The 15,661-nt window shown below is 57.3% G+C and carries 16 protein-coding genes and 1 riboswitch; of the genes, 8 read left to right on the top strand and 8 right to left on the bottom strand.

Annotated features, from left to right (window positions below; all coding sequences use genetic code 11):
* Positions 1-20: 20 nt before the first annotated feature.
* The 4 genes from gcvP to QZ869_RS10565 form a co-directional block, all read right to left on the bottom strand.
* Entirely contained in the window at positions 21-2,885 is a 2,865-nt protein-coding gene (gcvP, locus tag QZ869_RS10550; protein WP_296104430.1) for an aminomethyl-transferring glycine dehydrogenase, read from the bottom strand.
* Positions 2,885-3,247, bottom strand: coding sequence for a glycine cleavage system protein GcvH (gene gcvH, locus QZ869_RS10555; RefSeq protein WP_296016373.1), 363 nt, complete (start codon positions 3,245-3,247; stop codon positions 2,885-2,887). Before gcvH ends, gcvP begins: the two co-directional genes overlap by 1 nt.
* 15 nt (positions 3,248-3,262) lie before the next feature.
* Positions 3,263-4,402 (bottom strand): glycine cleavage system aminomethyltransferase GcvT, encoded by a 1,140-nt coding sequence (gene gcvT / locus QZ869_RS10560; protein ID WP_296104433.1) that lies wholly within the window; start codon positions 4,400-4,402, stop codon positions 3,263-3,265.
* A 154-nt stretch (positions 4,403-4,556) separates the two neighbouring features.
* Positions 4,557-4,644, bottom strand: a riboswitch (glycine riboswitch).
* A gap of 126 nt (positions 4,645-4,770) precedes the next feature.
* A complete protein-coding gene (locus QZ869_RS10565) occupies positions 4,771-4,956 on the bottom strand; it encodes a DUF3008 family protein (protein ID WP_296016482.1) in 186 nt (61 codons plus the stop codon).
* A 113-nt stretch (positions 4,957-5,069) separates the two neighbouring features.
* Between QZ869_RS10565 and QZ869_RS10570 the strand changes: the two genes are divergently transcribed.
* Together QZ869_RS10570 and QZ869_RS10575 are read left to right on the top strand one after the other, a co-directional pair.
* Complete coding sequence (locus QZ869_RS10570) at positions 5,070-5,483, top strand: hypothetical protein (RefSeq protein ID WP_296104436.1); 414 nt, start codon at positions 5,070-5,072, stop codon at positions 5,481-5,483.
* 78 nt (positions 5,484-5,561) lie between these two features.
* Complete coding sequence (locus QZ869_RS10575) at positions 5,562-6,566, top strand: copper chaperone PCu(A)C (RefSeq protein WP_296104438.1); 1,005 nt, start codon at positions 5,562-5,564, stop codon at positions 6,564-6,566.
* A 63-nt stretch (positions 6,567-6,629) separates the two neighbouring features.
* On the opposite strand, the gene QZ869_RS10580 is transcribed toward QZ869_RS10575, so the two are convergent.
* Both QZ869_RS10580 and QZ869_RS10585 read right to left on the bottom strand, forming a co-directional pair.
* Positions 6,630-7,058: a plastocyanin/azurin family copper-binding protein gene (locus QZ869_RS10580; RefSeq protein WP_296104440.1), complete on the bottom strand. Its 429-nt coding sequence runs from the start codon at positions 7,056-7,058 to the stop codon at positions 6,630-6,632.
* An 86-nt stretch (positions 7,059-7,144) separates the two neighbouring features.
* Entirely contained in the window at positions 7,145-7,417 is a 273-nt protein-coding gene (locus QZ869_RS10585) for a hypothetical protein (protein ID WP_296075806.1), read from the bottom strand.
* Positions 7,418-7,600: 183 nt separating this feature from the next.
* Here QZ869_RS10585 and crcB point away from each other — a divergent pair, with 183 nt between their 5' ends.
* From crcB to QZ869_RS10610, 5 genes are all read left to right on the top strand, one after another.
* Positions 7,601-7,978: a fluoride efflux transporter CrcB gene (crcB, locus tag QZ869_RS10590; RefSeq protein ID WP_296075804.1), complete on the top strand. Its 378-nt coding sequence runs from the start codon at positions 7,601-7,603 to the stop codon at positions 7,976-7,978.
* Positions 7,979-8,040: 62 nt separating this feature from the next.
* A complete protein-coding gene (locus tag QZ869_RS10595) occupies positions 8,041-9,033 on the top strand; it encodes an RluA family pseudouridine synthase (protein ID WP_296075801.1) in 993 nt (330 codons plus the stop codon).
* Positions 9,030-9,686 (top strand): HAD-IA family hydrolase, encoded by a 657-nt coding sequence (locus QZ869_RS10600; protein ID WP_296036563.1) that lies wholly within the window; start codon positions 9,030-9,032, stop codon positions 9,684-9,686. The genes QZ869_RS10595 and QZ869_RS10600 overlap by 4 nt, the downstream gene beginning before the upstream one ends.
* 12 nt (positions 9,687-9,698) lie before the next feature.
* Positions 9,699-10,484: an ATP12 family chaperone protein gene (locus QZ869_RS10605; protein WP_296075795.1), complete on the top strand. Its 786-nt coding sequence runs from the start codon at positions 9,699-9,701 to the stop codon at positions 10,482-10,484.
* A gap of 116 nt (positions 10,485-10,600) precedes the next feature.
* Positions 10,601-11,065, top strand: coding sequence for a hypothetical protein (locus QZ869_RS10610; protein ID WP_296104443.1), 465 nt, complete (start codon positions 10,601-10,603; stop codon positions 11,063-11,065).
* 19 nt (positions 11,066-11,084) lie between these two features.
* On the opposite strand, the gene QZ869_RS10615 is transcribed toward QZ869_RS10610, so the two are convergent.
* Positions 11,085-12,290, bottom strand: coding sequence for an MFS transporter (locus tag QZ869_RS10615; RefSeq protein WP_296104445.1), 1,206 nt, complete (start codon positions 12,288-12,290; stop codon positions 11,085-11,087).
* A 169-nt stretch (positions 12,291-12,459) separates the two neighbouring features.
* Between QZ869_RS10615 and QZ869_RS10620 the strand changes: the two genes are divergently transcribed.
* A complete protein-coding gene (locus QZ869_RS10620; RefSeq protein WP_296104448.1) occupies positions 12,460-13,476 on the top strand; it encodes an NADP-dependent oxidoreductase in 1,017 nt (338 codons plus the stop codon).
* 389 nt (positions 13,477-13,865) lie between these two features.
* On the opposite strand, the gene QZ869_RS10625 is transcribed toward QZ869_RS10620, so the two are convergent.
* Entirely contained in the window at positions 13,866-15,647 is a 1,782-nt protein-coding gene (locus QZ869_RS10625; protein ID WP_296016349.1) for a chloride channel protein, read from the bottom strand.
* Positions 15,648-15,661 lie beyond the last annotated feature (14 nt).

Here is a 15,661-nt window from a genome sequence, read left to right on the forward strand (position 1 = left end):
TCCGGGCTTCATGATCAGTCTTACTCTGCTGCTTCCTGATACTCGCTCATGGGCGGGCAGGTGCATATGAGATTGCGGTCGCCATAGACGTTGTCGATGCGGTTGACCGGCGACCAGTATTTGTCCACGCGGAACGAGCCGGGCGGGAAGCAACCCTTCTCGCGGCTGTAGGGACGATCCCATTCCCCGACGAGGTCCTCCACCGTATGCGGCGCATTCTTCAACGGGTTATTGAGCTTGTCGGCACGGCCTTCTTCTATGTCGCGAGCCTCCTGGCGGATGGTGAGCATCGCGTCGCAGAAGCGGTCGATCTCGGCCTTAGTCTCGGACTCGGTCGGCTCGATCATAAGTGTGCCAGCGACTGGCCAGCTCATGGTTGGCGCATGGAAGCCGCAATCGATCAAGCGCTTTGCCACGTCATCAACGGTCACGCCGCAGCTGTCGTTGAGCGGGCGCGTGTCGATGATGCATTCATGCGCCACGCGTCCAGCCTCCGACTTGTAAAGGACGTCGTAAGCGCCCTTCAGGCGTGCCGCGATGTAGTTGGCGTTGAGGATCGCGACCTTGGTCGCCTGTGTCAGCCCTTCGCCGCCCATCATCAGGCAGTAGCTCCACGAGATCGGCAGGATCGATGGCGAGCCGAAGGGTGCTGCTGAAACAGCGCCTGAGCGGCCATCGCTTGCCGGATGTCCCGGCAGGTAGGGAGCCAGATGCGCCTTGACGCCGATCGGACCCATGCCGGGACCACCGCCGCCATGCGGAATGCAGAAGGTCTTGTGAAGATTGAGATGGCTGACGTCCGAGCCAATATCGCCTGGACGCGAAAGACCGACCATCGCGTTCATATTGGCGCCGTCCAGATAGACCTGTCCACCATGGGTATGAACGATGTCGCATATCTCGCGGACCGTCTCTTCAAAAACACCGTGGGTCGAAGGATAGGTGATCATGCAGCAGGAGAGGTTTTCCGCGTACTGCTCTGCTTTTGCTCGGAAATCATCGATATCGATGTCACCGTTTTCCTTTACCTTGACCGGGACCACCTTCATGCCGACCATCTGCGCGGAGGCAGGGTTGGTGCCATGCGCGGATGTCGGGATAATGCAGACATCGCGATGCGCATCGCCACGAGCAAGGTGATAGTTCCGGATCGTCAGCAGGCCTGCATATTCACCCTGCGCTCCCGAATTAGGCTGCATGGAAAAAGCGTCATAACCAGTCACAGCGCAAAGCTTGGCAGACAGATCGTCGATCATCTCCTTGTAGCCCAACGCTTGATCGGCGGGAACGAAAGGATGGATATCGGAAAATTCCGGCCATGTGATCGGCAGCATTTCCGCTGTCGCATTGAGCTTCATGGTGCAAGAACCTAGCGGAATCATCGCGCGGTCCAGAGCCAGATCGCGGTCCGAAAGACGGCGGATATAGCGCGTCATTTCGCTTTCGGCGCGGTTCATATGGAAGATCGGGTGCGTCATATAAGCGCTTGTACGCAATAGATCTTTCGGCAGTCGATAATCCGGATCGAAGTCGGAAATCGAGAAGCTGCCGCCAAAGGCGCGCCAGACGGCCTCAAGCGTTGCCGGGCGTGTGCGCTCGTCAAGGCTCATGCCAATCTTGGTGGAGCCGACCTTGCGAAGGTTGACGCCTTCGGCAACAGCTGCACGCAGGATGAGCGCCTGCATGTGGCCGACATCGACGGTGATCGTATCGAAGAAGGTTTCCGGCTCGACCTTGTAGCCAAGCTTCTCCAGACCCTTCGCCATCAGCACCGCCTTCTGGTGGGTTTGCTGAGCGATAGCCTTGATGCCCTGTGGGCCATGGAAGACGCCATACATGGACGCCATGACCGCCAGCAGCACCTGCGCGGTGCAGATGTTGGAGGTAGCCTTCTCGCGGCGAATATGCTGCTCGCGGGTCTGCAGAGACAGACGATACGCACGATTGCCACGTGCATCGACAGACACGCCGACGAGACGGCCCGGCATAGAGCGCTTATGCGCATCCTTGACCGACATGAAGGCCGCGTGCGGACCGCCGTAACCAACAGGAACACCGAAGCGCTGAGAGGAGCCGATAGCGATATCCGCACCCATTTCACCGGGAGACTTGAGGAGCGTCAGTGCCAGGAGATCGCAGGCGACTGCCGCGATCGCGCCGGTCTGATGCAGACGCGAAATGAGGCCGGAGAAATCGCTGACATGGCCATGCGTGCCGGGGTATTGAAAGATCGCGCCGAAGACATCGACCGGATCGAGATCGGTGAAGGGGTTGCCGATGACGACTTTCCAGCCAAGCGGTGCTGCGCGTGTCTCGATCAGCGCGATGGTCTGCGGGTGGCAGTTTGCGTCCACGAAGAAGGCGTTCGCCTTGGACTTCGCCACGCGCTGGCACATGGACATGGCTTCGGCAGCAGCGGTCGCCTCATCGAGAAGCGAAGCATTGGCAACATCGAGGCCGGTGAGGTCGCAGATCATCGTCTGGAAGTTCAGCAGCGCTTCAAGACGGCCTTGCGAGATTTCCGGCTGGTAGGGCGTGTAGGCGGTGTACCAGGCCGGATTTTCCAGAATATTGCGCTGGATGACCGGCGGCGTGATGGTGCCGTAATAGCCCTGGCCGATCAGTGATGTCAGCACCTTGTTCTTGTTGGCCGTCTCGCGAAGGCGGTCGAGCGCCTCGCGTTCGGTCAGTGCTGCACCCCAGGCAAGCGGGTCCTTCTGGCGGATTGAGGAGGGTACTGTCGCATCGATCAGGGCATCGAGGCTCTTATAGCCGATGACCTTCAGCATCTCCTCCATTTCCGCCGGCGACGGGCCGATATGACGACGATTGGCGAAGTCATAGGGCTGGTAGTCGGTGAAATGAAATTCGGTGGGCGTGTTCATTACGCTACCAGCTCCTTATAGGCGGCTTCATCCAGCAGCGCATCGGCGTCGGCGGTGTTGGCAAGCTTCAGCTTGAAGAACCAACCGGCGCCCTGCGGGTCGGAATTGACCAGCGACGGATCATCGACGATGGCCTGATTGATCTCGACGATCTCGCCATCCAGCGGACAATAGACATCCGAGGCAGCCTTGACGCTTTCGACGGTGGCGGCTTCGCCATTCTTGGAAAAGGTGGCGCCGACTTCCGGCAATTCAACGAAGACCAGATCGCCGAGTTGTTCTGCGGCGTGGGTGGTGATGCCGACGGTGGCGACATCGCCTTCGATCTTCAGCCACTCGTGTTCCTGGGTAAATTTCAGCATGGGTTTCTCCGCAGATTAGCGCTTGTAGGTGGGCGTGATGAAGGGCAGGGCGGCAACAGTAACGGGCAGGTACTTGCCGCGAACCTCGGCGAAGATCGCCGTGCCGGGTGTTGTGTAGTCGGTGGGCACATAGCCCATGGCAACCGGACCTTCCACGGTCGGTCCGAAGCCGCCGGAGGTAACCTCGCCGATTTCGTTTCTGCCTTCGGCATCGGCAAAAAGCTTGGAATGACCGCGCACCGGCGCTTTACCTTCGGGCTTCAGGCCGACGCGGCGCCGGCTGGTGCCGTTACCGAGTTCGCCAAGAATACGATCCGCACCCGGAAAGCCGCCTTCGCGGTCGCCGCCTGTACGGCGCGCTTTCTGGATCGCCCATTCCAGCGATGCTTCGATCGCAGATGTCGTGGTGTCGATGTCGTTACCATAGAGGCAGAGACCGGCTTCCAGCCGCAGGCTGTCGCGTGCGCCAAGACCAATGGCTTCGCAATCGGGATGCTCCAGCAGGGACTTGGCGATCTCTTCGGCCTTGTCGTCAGGAATTGAAATTTCAAAACCGTCCTCGCCTGAGTAACCGGAGCGCGAGACGATGCAGGGCACATCTTGCAGAGGGATCTCGCGCACGTCCATGAATTTCATGTCCGAAACGCCAGCCCAAAGCTCGGCAAGAACCGCTTCCGCACGAGGCCCCTGCAGCGCGATCAAGGCGCGGTCCTCAAGCGGTGTCACGTCGCAACTGTCGGAGAGATGCGCCTTCATATGCGCAAGGTCTGCATCTTTGCAGGCAGCATTGACGACGACGAAAAGATGATCGCCGAGGTTGGTAATCATCAGGTCGTCAAGGATGCAGCCATTCTGATCGGTGAAAAAGCCGTAGCGCTGGCGACCAGGCTTGAGGCTTAGAATATCAACCGGCACCAGCTTTTCCAAAGCGAGTGCAGCGTCTTCGACCTTGCCGGACTTCGCCTTCACGATGACCTGGCCCATATGGGAGACATCGAAAAGACCGGCCGAGGCGCGGGTGTGAAGATGCTCCTTCAACACGCCTGCAGGATATTGCACGGGCATGTCATAGCCCGCGAAAGGCACCATGCGGGCGCCAAGTGACAGATGCAGGGAATGAAGCGGGGTGACTTTTAACTCGGCTGTATCGGCCAAGGACGCCTCCAGGGTAGCGCATTCGCGCGGGCTCATGTTCGTGACACTCTGCGAGCGTCGGGTTCAAGAGCCCCCTCTGTCCTTGTCGCCTGAGATTGTTATCCCTTCGGCGAGCCTGCCCTTCAGTTACAAGGAGGCTTCTCTCCAGAGTTCCGTTCGACCGTTGGTCCTTTTGCCTGAGAGTTTCCGGGGCGGTTGCTCCTTCGGCTCCGCATCGAAGCGGTTTCTCCCAACGGTATGGACGCTCATTATCTGTGAAGCTTTCGGATTGGCAAGAACCAAATGACGCAAGTGAACAGTTTTTTGTTCAACCTGCGTCATGTCGTTGCAAGCAGAGGGAATGGACTGGCGCGGCGCGCGGCCAAATTCTAGCTATCTTTCTTCTCGGGAAGCTTCTTGCGTTTTGTAGATGCCATATCTTCAAGTTCTTTCTGCGTCATGGACTTAGCCATGTCTTTTGAAGCGCCTTGTAAACGCGATTTCGGCATGTCGCCACGCTTTGCAGCAAGCGCTGCCCCTGCAGCTTTCTGTTGGGCTTTTGACTTTGCGGGCACTGTTTCGTCTCCTCCTTGACCAGTTGATGATTGAAGGTCAACGTCACGCCTGTTCAGGCGTTCCCTGATACGAACGGTCGCACTTTGTTTTTCCACGAAACCGGGCTATCGAAATGGTCATGGTGATTTTCGGAAAAGACGGTTCAATCGGGATAGAGCGGACAGCGCGCATCTTGTGCGCCGTGCTGATGCTATCGCTTGGCTTTGGACATAAACCAATCCTTGCCGCCCCGGTTGCTGCCTTCGATGAGGCCTACAGGCTCCCTGACGGCAGCTTTGCCGAAATTTGCTCCGAGCATCTTGCTCAAACTCAATTGCCGCATGGCAAGCACAGCCGTGATGCCATCCTTTTCTGCGAAGCATGCCTGCTCGCATCCTCGATTCTTCTGCCGACACCTGTGGCGGAACAAGGGATGGGTACTGACCTGGCATCGATAGAAAATACGCTTCGGCAGTACAACACCATCATAAAACCCTCGGCGCCGCGGACCAATCGCGCCCGCGATCCCCCAACGTCTTTTGTTTGATCCCGCTCACCACCAAAGCCGCGTAGCGGCACTTTTCTGACTGACTGCCTGTAATGCAGTAGCCTTAAGGATCAAAAGATGACAGTCTTCAAACGCGCCACATATATCGTTATTGCCGCGGCCCTCTCGTCCACTTCCGCTCTCGCCCATACAAGCTTCGTCAATGGAACCGCAGAACAGGATAGCACCATTGTCGCAGCACTTCAGGTGCCACATGGCTGCGCCGGCGGCCTTGCCACCACCGAAGTTCAAATCGTTCTGCCTGAAGGCTTTATTTCGGCCAAGCCGCAGCCCAAGGCGGGCTGGGAACTGGAAGTGATCAAGGGCGATTACCAGAAGACCTACAAGAATCACGGCAATGATGTGAAAAGTGGTCCGGTGGAAATTCGCTGGAAGGGCGGCAGCTTGCCGGACGATTTCTATGACACCTTCAACATTCAGGGCAAGATCGCAGATGTTGAGCCGGGCACGGCGCTGCCTTTCAAGGTCAAGCAACTTTGCGGTGACAAGGGCACAGCCAACTGGGATCAGATTGCCGTAAAAGGCCAAGACCCACACTCGCTCGATAACCCGGCCCCGGTGATCCGCATCACCGCAAAGCAGAAGGCGGAGGGTGAGTCTCATGCACACCACGATCAAGCCGCCGCTATGGCAGCGACCGGTGCGGCAGACGCTGTCATCAAGGCGGGTGATCTCGAGCTGTCGGCAGCCTCCACCAAGGCAATGCTGCCGGGTCAGCCGGTCGGCGGTGGCTTCGTCACCATCAAGAACAATGGCGCCTCAGACGACAAGCTCGTTTCGGTTTCATCGCCCTTGGCTGGCCGCGCTGAAATCCACGAAATGGCAATGGTCAATGACGTGATGAAAATGCGCAAGCTGAATGATGGGATCGCTATTCCGGCAGGTCAGACCGTGGAGTTGAAGCCGGGAGGGTTGCATTTCATGTTCTTTAACGTCTCGAAGCCGTTTGCAGAAGGTGACAAGGTCCCGGTTACGCTTGCTTTCGAAAAGGCCGGAGAGGTGACGATCGAGCTTCTAGTCGGCCCGGCCAATCCGGGCGAGGCGAAGCACAATCATAACTGAACTTGAAAAAAAATGCCGTCGGGATGCGTCTGCACCTCGACGGCCGTCGGCGTATTTTCTCACTTACTTCGTGACAGTGAGCTTCGCCTGCATTCCCGCTTCGTAGTGTCCTTTGATATTGCAGAAGAGCAGGTAGGTTCCAGGGACCAGTTTGGCCTTCAACTGACCATCCGCGCCCGGCTTCAAATCTGCGACTTCTCCGAGGCTATTCAGCTTCTTTTCATCGACGCGATGTTTGGCCGTGTTGAGCGGGATCGCTTCGTCTGGAGACTTCAGCTTCACAAGAACCATCTCATGCTCTTCTGAGACGGCGTCATTATGCACCATGAACACCGCCTCACCAGCTTTGACCGTCGGCTTGTCGAGGGTGAGCGTCATCGGCTGCCCGCCTTCTCCGCCTTCATGGACCATGATCGTGGTTGCGGCAAATGCCGGGACGGAAAGGGTGAACGTCGCAAGCGCGGCCAGCGTCAGTTTAGCAAGAGTCTTCATGATGTACCTCTGTTTCGGTCTTTGCGAAAAACAGCCTGGACATTTCAGCTGACACTAAACTGAACATGGCGGCGGTAGCACAGAGATTAATCCGGTGGATCCTGATTCTCTTCATAGGCGTGCAGGGCCTGCTCGAACGTCGTCTGTGGATTTTGACGGGTGGATGTAAAGAGAGAAAGGGAAGGGGCAGCGGCAGCGAGATTGATCAGCGGATGCGGTGAAGCATCAGGCTCCGACTGGCGGCGTAACTCTTCGGCAGCCTTTTCAATTTCCTTTTTTCTCGGCGGACGTTGCGCCAAGCGGACGCTTTCAGACGCATACGCCGCTATATTCGCGGAAACCGACCAAAGCTGAGACATTGTCTGCCCTCAATAATAAGAAGAGACAAAACTAGCAGCGCGAAATTTACTCGGCCCTAAATCTAATAGTTGAATTTGCTGCGTATTTTAATCATTGGCGACATCAGGCATCGCAGCGTATTTCTAAATCCATCAACTTGTCTTAGGGTCAAAATACACATCCATAGAATTGAAACGGCTCTCATGTTAAACATTCTACTCGTGGCAGTCGGCGGCGCAATTGGTTCAGTCGCACGCTATCTTGTCGGCCTGGGTGCGACGCGTCTTGCGGGACCGAACTTTCCCTTTGGCACATTGACCGTCAATATCGCAGGCGCATTTGCGATCGGTCTTCTCGTGGAAATGATCGCCCGCCGTTTCGATGCCTCCGCAGAGATGCGGGTCTTCATCGTCACCGGCATCCTTGGTGGCTTTACCACCTGGTCATCGTTTACCCTGGATACGATGGTGCTGTTCGAGCGGGGCGAAATAGGCCTTTCGGCCCTATATCTTCTGGCAAGTCTACTGGTTTCGTTTGCTGCGGTCTTTGCCGGGCTGGCCTTGGGCCGCGCTTTGTTTTAAAGGCAAGGCAAAGGCCGCACACCAACGAGGCGGCAGATCAGAAAAGAAAGACTGGAATTGCCATGGCAGGTATCGAGCACATCAAGGTTGAGGCCGACGAGGCCGGAATGCGTCTCGACCGCTGGTTCAAGATCCATTACCCGGGCCTCGGATTCGGTCAGCTGCAAAAGCTGATGAGATCGGGCCAGGTTCGCGTCGATGGTGGCCGCGTCAAAACCGATGCCCGCGTTCAACCCGGCCAAATGGTCCGCGTGCCACCACTTGATGTCGATGCCAAGGTCAAGAGCGGCCCGATCGGCTCCAAGGACTTGAAGCATTCGGAGGACGGCGATCTTCTCAAGCGCATGTTGCTTCACGAGGACGACAAGGTCTTCGTCTTCAACAAGCCTGCCGGCATTGCCGTGCAGGGCGGGTCGGGTGTAAACCGCCATATCGACGGCCTTCTCGAAGCCTGGACGAACCAGAAAGGCGAAAAGCCCCGTCTTGTCCATCGTCTGGACCGCGATACATCCGGCGTTCTCGTCGTCGCCCGTACCCGTGGCGCGGCACAGAAGCTGACTGCAGCATTTCGCGAACGCGATACGAAGAAGACCTACTGGTCGCTGGTCAAAGGCGTTCCGCGCAAACACCAGGACAAGATTTCGAGCTGGCTGGTCAAGGAGCAGACACCGGATGGAGATCGTATGCGCATTGCCAAGCACGGCGAGGAAGGTGCCGACCACGCGATCTCTTATTACAGGGTAATCGATACCGCGGCGCAAAATTTGGCCTGGCTGGAAATGGAGCCTTATACCGGCCGCACCCATCAGCTGCGCGTACACGCGCTACACATGGGCCATCCCATCATTGGCGATCCGAAATACTACATCGACGACCCGAACTGGGATTTTCCCGGCGGCATCCAGAAGCGCCTGCACCTGCACGCACGCCACATCGATATTCCCCATCCGTCCGGCGGTCGTCTCCGCGTCAGCGCACCTCTTCCGCCGCATATGGTGCAGACGTGGAATCTCCTCGGCCTCGATGTTGCCGATGGTGACAGGGACGATCAATGAAGCTTGTTCTTTTCGATTGCGACGGGACGCTGGTCGATAGCGTCGGCCTCATCCATGAGGTTATGGCGCGCACCTTCTTGCATTTCGGTTATCCGCGTCCTGAGGTGTCTCTGACGAAATCGATTATTGGGCTGACGCTCGATATCGCCATCGCCCGAATGCAGGGAAAGATGCATGTGGATGATGAGGCAACGGCGATGACCGCTCATTATAAGGCGATTTTTGCCGAAACACGCGCAGAGCCTGGTTTTCAGGAGCCCTTGTTCGACGGCATTGCGCAGATGATCGCAAAGCTTGCCGAGCGCGAAGAACTGTTGATGGGGGCCGTGACAGGTAAATCTCGCCGTGGCCTCAACCTGATAATGGACACACACGGCTTTCGTGAGCACTTCATTGTTTCCCGCACAGCGGATGATTGCCCCTCGAAACCGCATCCGGCCATGGTGAGCGAATGCTGCCACGAAACCGGCATGGTTCCGACCGATACGATTGTCATAGGCGATGCGATCTACGATATGCAGATGGCAAAGGCCGCCGGTGCCAAGGCAATAGGTGTCGCTTGGGGGTATGCCTCCGTCGATGCGCTCTGGGCTGCTGGCGCTGATGCGATCGTCAACCATCCAAGCGAAATTCCCGGTCACATACCGAGCTGACGAGGACCAAATATGCGTGACTTGCTGAACGATCTTTCGGAGGGCTTGAGCCATCCAGACCCGATCCGCCGGGCGCAAATCCAGATGCAGAAGCCGCTTCCCAAGCGTTTTTATAAGGAGGTGACTGTGGAGGAAGCAGAAGAGGGCGCCTTCACGATCCGTCTCGATGGCAAGGTGCTGCGTACGCCTGCAAAACATCCGCTCTATGTTCCAACCAGAGCGCTTGCGGTCTTGATGCGCGATGAGTGGGACGCGCAGGCGGAGGTGATCGACCCCTCCACTATGCCGATTTCCCGCCATGTGAATACGGCGATCGATGGCGTAGCGAACGACCCCCAGGCGGTATTTGAAGATATTCTGCGCTTTTCCTCCAGCGATCTGCTCTGCTACCGGGCAGGCGAACCGGAAGCGCTTGTCGAGCGCCAGACGGAGCAATGGGACCCCGTGATCGACTGGGCAGCAAATTCGCTTGGTGCGCGCTTTATCCTGATAGAAGGCGTCATGCACCAAGAGCAGCCCCGAGAAGCGGTGGCCGCTTTTGCCGTCACACTGCGCAAATATGATACCCCGATCGAGCTTGCAGCTCTCCACACGATGACGACACTCACGGGATCTGCAATACTCGCATTGGCGCTTGCCGAAGGCGAGAAAAGCCTTGAGGAAGTTTGGGCCCTGGCGCATCTCGATGAAGACTGGACTGCGGAGCAGTGGGGAGAAGACGAGGAAGCCCAACAGCGTCGTGCTGTGCGCTTCACCGACATGCGTGCCGCGGCCCGAGTTCTTGCTGCAGCGCGGTGAAGATCACACGAGCGACTTAGAGCATTTTTAACCACGATGCACGAAGATGAACCCTGAAGGTTACCTTAGGGGAGGCATCTTTCTTGTATCGGCAACTCAAGCGGATAGGCGTGGTTATGCTGACGTCTCTCGCACTCATGTCTTTCAGGCTTGGGCCCGAGACGCGCGAAGGCGATCGGCTGATCTATGACGTGCGAGGCGCCTTTGTTGCGGCGCGCGCGGATATTTCGCCGGAGCTTATGCAGTCGATCCATTATCGGGTTTCCAATGCCATCAACGATACGGTGAGAGTACGTGCGCGTCCGCGCGTGGTGCTGACGATCCGGCTCGAAGCCTATGCAAGGGGATCGTTGCTTCTAGGCCAGCGTGCCTCTGTCAGGGCCGTAGTGCGTGCGGCCGCCGTGCAGACGGGCGAGGTGATTGCGGAAGCGAAATTCACGGTCACGGCGGTGAGCCTCGACGCGTCCGCAATCGAACGGGATCTGGCCTTCGGCGTGGCCGAACGCGTGATCTCAGAGTTCAAGCTGAGCAGAACAGCGCCGTCGACACTTGCGACCGCTCTGTTTCCCGGGAGCCGGTGATACCGCCCGCCAACGCAGGTCATCGGCTGACGCCGATAACCGACGGCTCGTTTCTTCTGATAGCGACTTCGGCAAGTGTGAGTGACGACAATCCTGCCGCAAAGAATCCAACGCCTAAATAAATGGTGTTGGCGCTGTAAAAGCTTCCGAAGCCAACGGCAAACGCGGTGGCGACGAGGCTTGACCCCGACGCGATCAAGGATGCCCCAAACCCTGCGACGTTTCCAAGCGTCTGCATTGCCATGGCATTGAGGTTTCCGAACAGGATGCCGATTGCGAAAAAAGCGAGGAAAAGCAGCGACAGGAACGCCACGAAGGGAAGGGCGCCACCTTCAACAAAAGTTGCCACCAGCATGAGTAGAGACACCGTGGTCAGGCAGATGAACCCGATGCGCGCCATTGTGACCGTGCCGAGACGATGAACGAGCCTGGCATTGATAAAGGAGGCAAGTCCCATTGCAAGAGCCAGCGCAGCAAAGTAGAGTGGAAAGGTTTCCGCCACGCCATAGGCCTCAAAGAATAAGTCCGCGGCGGTGCTGAGATAGAGGAGCTGCGCGCCAAACACGAGGCCAGTCGCGATAATCAGCAGCGTCACCCGGGGGCTGGAGAGAATCCGCAAAGCGTTGAGGAAAAGCAGACGCGGCCGAAATGGGATGCGCCGGTTGACAGGTAATGTCTCAGGATGTCTTCCAGTGAACCAGATGCAAAGGCAAACAGCGATCACGAGATAGGCTGCAAAAATACTGCGCCAACCTGCGACGGCGATAAGCCCTTGCGCAAGAGCAGGAGCCAGCATCGGAATGAGGATAAAGAGTGTGAACATGAAGGACATGACGCGCGCCATTGCATCGCCCTCGAACTGATCTCGGATCATGGCTCGGGTTGCGATCTTCGGGCCGGAGACGCCAACGCCTTGTAGAAAACGGCCGATGAGCACCATCTCCAAAGACTGAGCAAAGAGCCCTATGGCCGTTCCGAGGAGATAGACGCAAATCCCCCCGAGTAGCGCCCGTTTGCGCCCGAATGCATCCGAAAGAGGGCCTATGACCAGTTCACCGAAGGCCATGCCGAAAATGAACAGTGATATCACGTGATGGGTGGAGAGCGGTGGCGCCGCGCCAAGCTCCAGTCCTATCTGCCTGAGCCCAGGTAGCAGAGCGTCAATGCTCAGCGAGGTGAGGGATGTCAATAGGGCGTAGAGGATCAGTCGGCTGCGGAATGTCATTCAAGGGATTCGAATGTCTTTGGGAATGGAGATAACACCCTATCCTGCTTGGCGAGCGAGGCAACGTCTCTTTCGTACTCCGGCTAAAATGGTGCCACGAGCGGTGATCCGCCTTGGAAACTCTTCAAGTCTTCCTAGATAAGTCCGATGCTGAAAAGAGGAGCATCAAATGACGTCTGCACGCCGTATCGTTCTCGCAAGCAGGCCCACAGGAGAACCTGGACCTGACAATTTCCGCCTGGAGGAGTTCGAGCTTCAAGAGGCAGGCGAGGGGGACGTTACCGTCAAGGCCCTTTATCTTTCTCTTGACCCTTACATGCGCGGACGCATGAGCGACGCAAAATCCTATGCGGCACCTGTGCCCGTGGGCGGTGTCATGGAAGGAGAGGCAATCTCCGAGGTCGTGAAGTCTAGACATAACGACTTTTCACCCGGCGATATCGTCCGAGGCAGGACGGGCTGGAGCAGCCACGCTACTATAAACGGCGATCAGCTCCGCCACGTCGAAACCCACGGTGCGCCGATCACCACGTCCCTGGGAGCGCTCGGTATGCCGGGATTTACCGCATGGGCAGGACTGAAATTTATCGGCCAGCCGAAAGCGGGTGAAACGGTCGTCGTTGCAGCAGCTTCGGGGCCAGTTGGCTCCATGGTTGGCCAGCTTGCAAAACTTGCCGGTGCTCGTGCCGTTGGCATTGCAGGCGGCAAGGAAAAATGCGCGTTCGTGAAGAACGAGCTTGGGTTTGACGCCGTTGTCGATCACCGATCGGGTAACTTCGCATCAGACCTTGGAGCTGTTTGCCCAGATGGGATCGACGTCTATTTCGAAAATGTGGGCGGCCGTGTTTGGGATGGCGTATTGCCGCTCCTCAACCAATTCGCACGCGTGCCGGTTTGCGGGCTCGTCGCCCATTACAATGGTGCCGGCGCTGGCCAGGAGGATCGTCTCCCGGCCACGATGTCGACGATCCTCCGCCAGAGCATCCTAGTCCGTGGATTTATTCAGATCGAATTCGCGAAGGACCATTTCGATGAGTTTCTGGCCGAGGTCGGTCCTCGTATAGCCGCCGGAGAAATCCATTATCGCGAAGACATCGTGGACGGTCTGGAAAAAGCACCCGAAGCCTTTACCTCTATGCTGTCCGGCGGCAATTTCGGCAAGCTGTTGGTCAAGGTCGCCGAGTGATATTTCCCTTTCTGGCGCCGCGCATAAAGTTGCGGCGCCAGAACACTTTCGTTTCGAGGCAATCGTATTCTCCCGACGACGCAATGATCAGCATGCCGCCAGCGGCAACTTAGCTCCGACTGCACGTGAGCGAGCTTTTGAGCTATTGATGAATACGGATGGCGAAACCACCAAGGGTGCTTTTGACTTCGGTTACGTCAATGCCTTGCGTTTTACCGAGTCAGTCGAAGTGGATTTGGGCGAAACGCCATAAGTGTTAGAGCCAGGGGCGAGGTGCTGAGAGACGCTGCCTGTCAGATCCGCCCAATACACAAGATCGCATAATATAGATTATGGAACTTATGGAGATGGGAAGCCTGTGCGTTTAGGCGTTGCGCTGCCTCAACCACTCAAATCTCGCCAGATGCCTCACGGCGTCGCATCTCCAATTCTTCGCTGTAGCGCCTCAGCGTATGGCTTTCAGTCAGCAGGCCTACCGGCCGGTTTTCTACCTTGTCGTTGACGACAGCCAGCGCTTCGCTTTCGGTATCGTCGAAAGCCGCTGCAGCTTGGCGCGCGTTCATCGTCGGCAGCAGTACATTGTTCTTGTAGTGCAGATAGGATTCGAGGCCGATCTCTGAAGCGTCGCGTTCCATCGGGTCGGCGTAGAGTTCCGGTACCAGCACGATCCCGACGTAACGCCCATCATCATCTGTCATGATGACACGCTGCGTGGACCCAAGCGGAAAATTCTCCTTGAAAGCTTCAAGTCCCATGCTGAGATTGGCTTTGCGGATATCCGCACGCATCATTTTTCCGACGGTCAAATCGCGAATCCAGCCTATGTCATGGGCGCTGCGGATGCTTTCACCGCGCAGATGAAAACGCCATGTGGCGAAGGAGTAGCCGAAGGTGGTGCGAACCACGAGCGATGTGGTGATGACTGCGGCAAGAACCAGTGCCGTGATCTGAAAGTCGCCTGTCAGTTCGAGCGCCAGAAACGTCATGGTCAAGGGGCCACCGATAATCGCAGCGGCAAAGGCGCTCATGCCGATGACAGCGTAGACGACCGGCTGCGTGGCGCCATAGCCGATGAAGGGCGCACAAACGGCAAAGATTTTGCCAAGCAGCGAGCCCATAAAAAGAGACGCGAAGAACAGGCCGCCGCGGAAACTGGAGCCGATAGAGACGGCACTGGCCGTGGCTTTCAGCAGGAAAAGTCCAACAAGTCCCATAAGGGTGATATTCGCGTCGAGATTGAGATGCAGAGCGCCGTGACCACTGGAAAGCACCTGTGGCGAGATCAGCGCCAACGCCCCGACCACGAGCCCTCCAAGTGTGGGGCGAAGCCATAGCGGTATTGCGCTTTTGCGCGCTGTTTCCTCGATAAAGGATACCGCCTGCATGAGAACGATGCCGATGCCAGCGCAAACGACACCCAGGAAGATCGCCGGCACATAATCGGGAGGCGTCACTGAACTTGAGCCGACAACATCGATGTTGATGCCGTGATGAGATATTAGGCCTGCCACAATGTTTGCAACCAGCGCCGACACGATCAGCGGCGCAAGTGTGACGATCGTGTAGGTACCGATGATCAGTTCGATGGCATAGAACGCTCCCGTCAAAGGCGCGTTGAAAGCGGCGGCAATCGCGCCAGCGGCCCCGCATCCAACGAGGATACGCATGTCCCCTCGCCTCAGTTTCAGGTTCAGGCCAAGCTTGGATGCGACGCCGCTGGCAACCTGGGTGTAGCCCGCTTCAAGTCCAACCGAAGCGCCAAAGCCATTTGATACGATGTTTTGCACGCAGACGATGATGCTGTCCGTCAATGACAGTCGCCCGCCATGGAGTGCGTTGGCCTCAATCGGGTCGACCATCGGTTTCTTGCGGGTTCGGGATAGGATGAAGAGTATGAGGCCAAGTACCGCGCCTCCAATGACAGGTCCAGCCATGACGATCCAGCCAGAGAGATCGCTGCTGCTAAGCCTTTCGACGCCGAAGACAAGCACATGCAGTGCCGTGCTGAGCGCCCCGATCAGAGAAACAAGAACGCCGGCCACTGCACCAACAAGGATTGCAAGAACCACGAGGGCGAGCTCGCCACGACGAAAGAGCGCGCGCAGACGTCCGCTGCGTATATTGTCGAAAAAGCTCGCCATGCTGGGGGCGCGGAAGGGCTTGATCGACATTGCATTCCTCTATT

It is taken from the genome of uncultured Agrobacterium sp. (assembly GCF_913777885.1).
In the GTDB taxonomy this organism is placed as follows: Bacteria; Pseudomonadota; Alphaproteobacteria; order Rhizobiales; family Rhizobiaceae; genus Agrobacterium.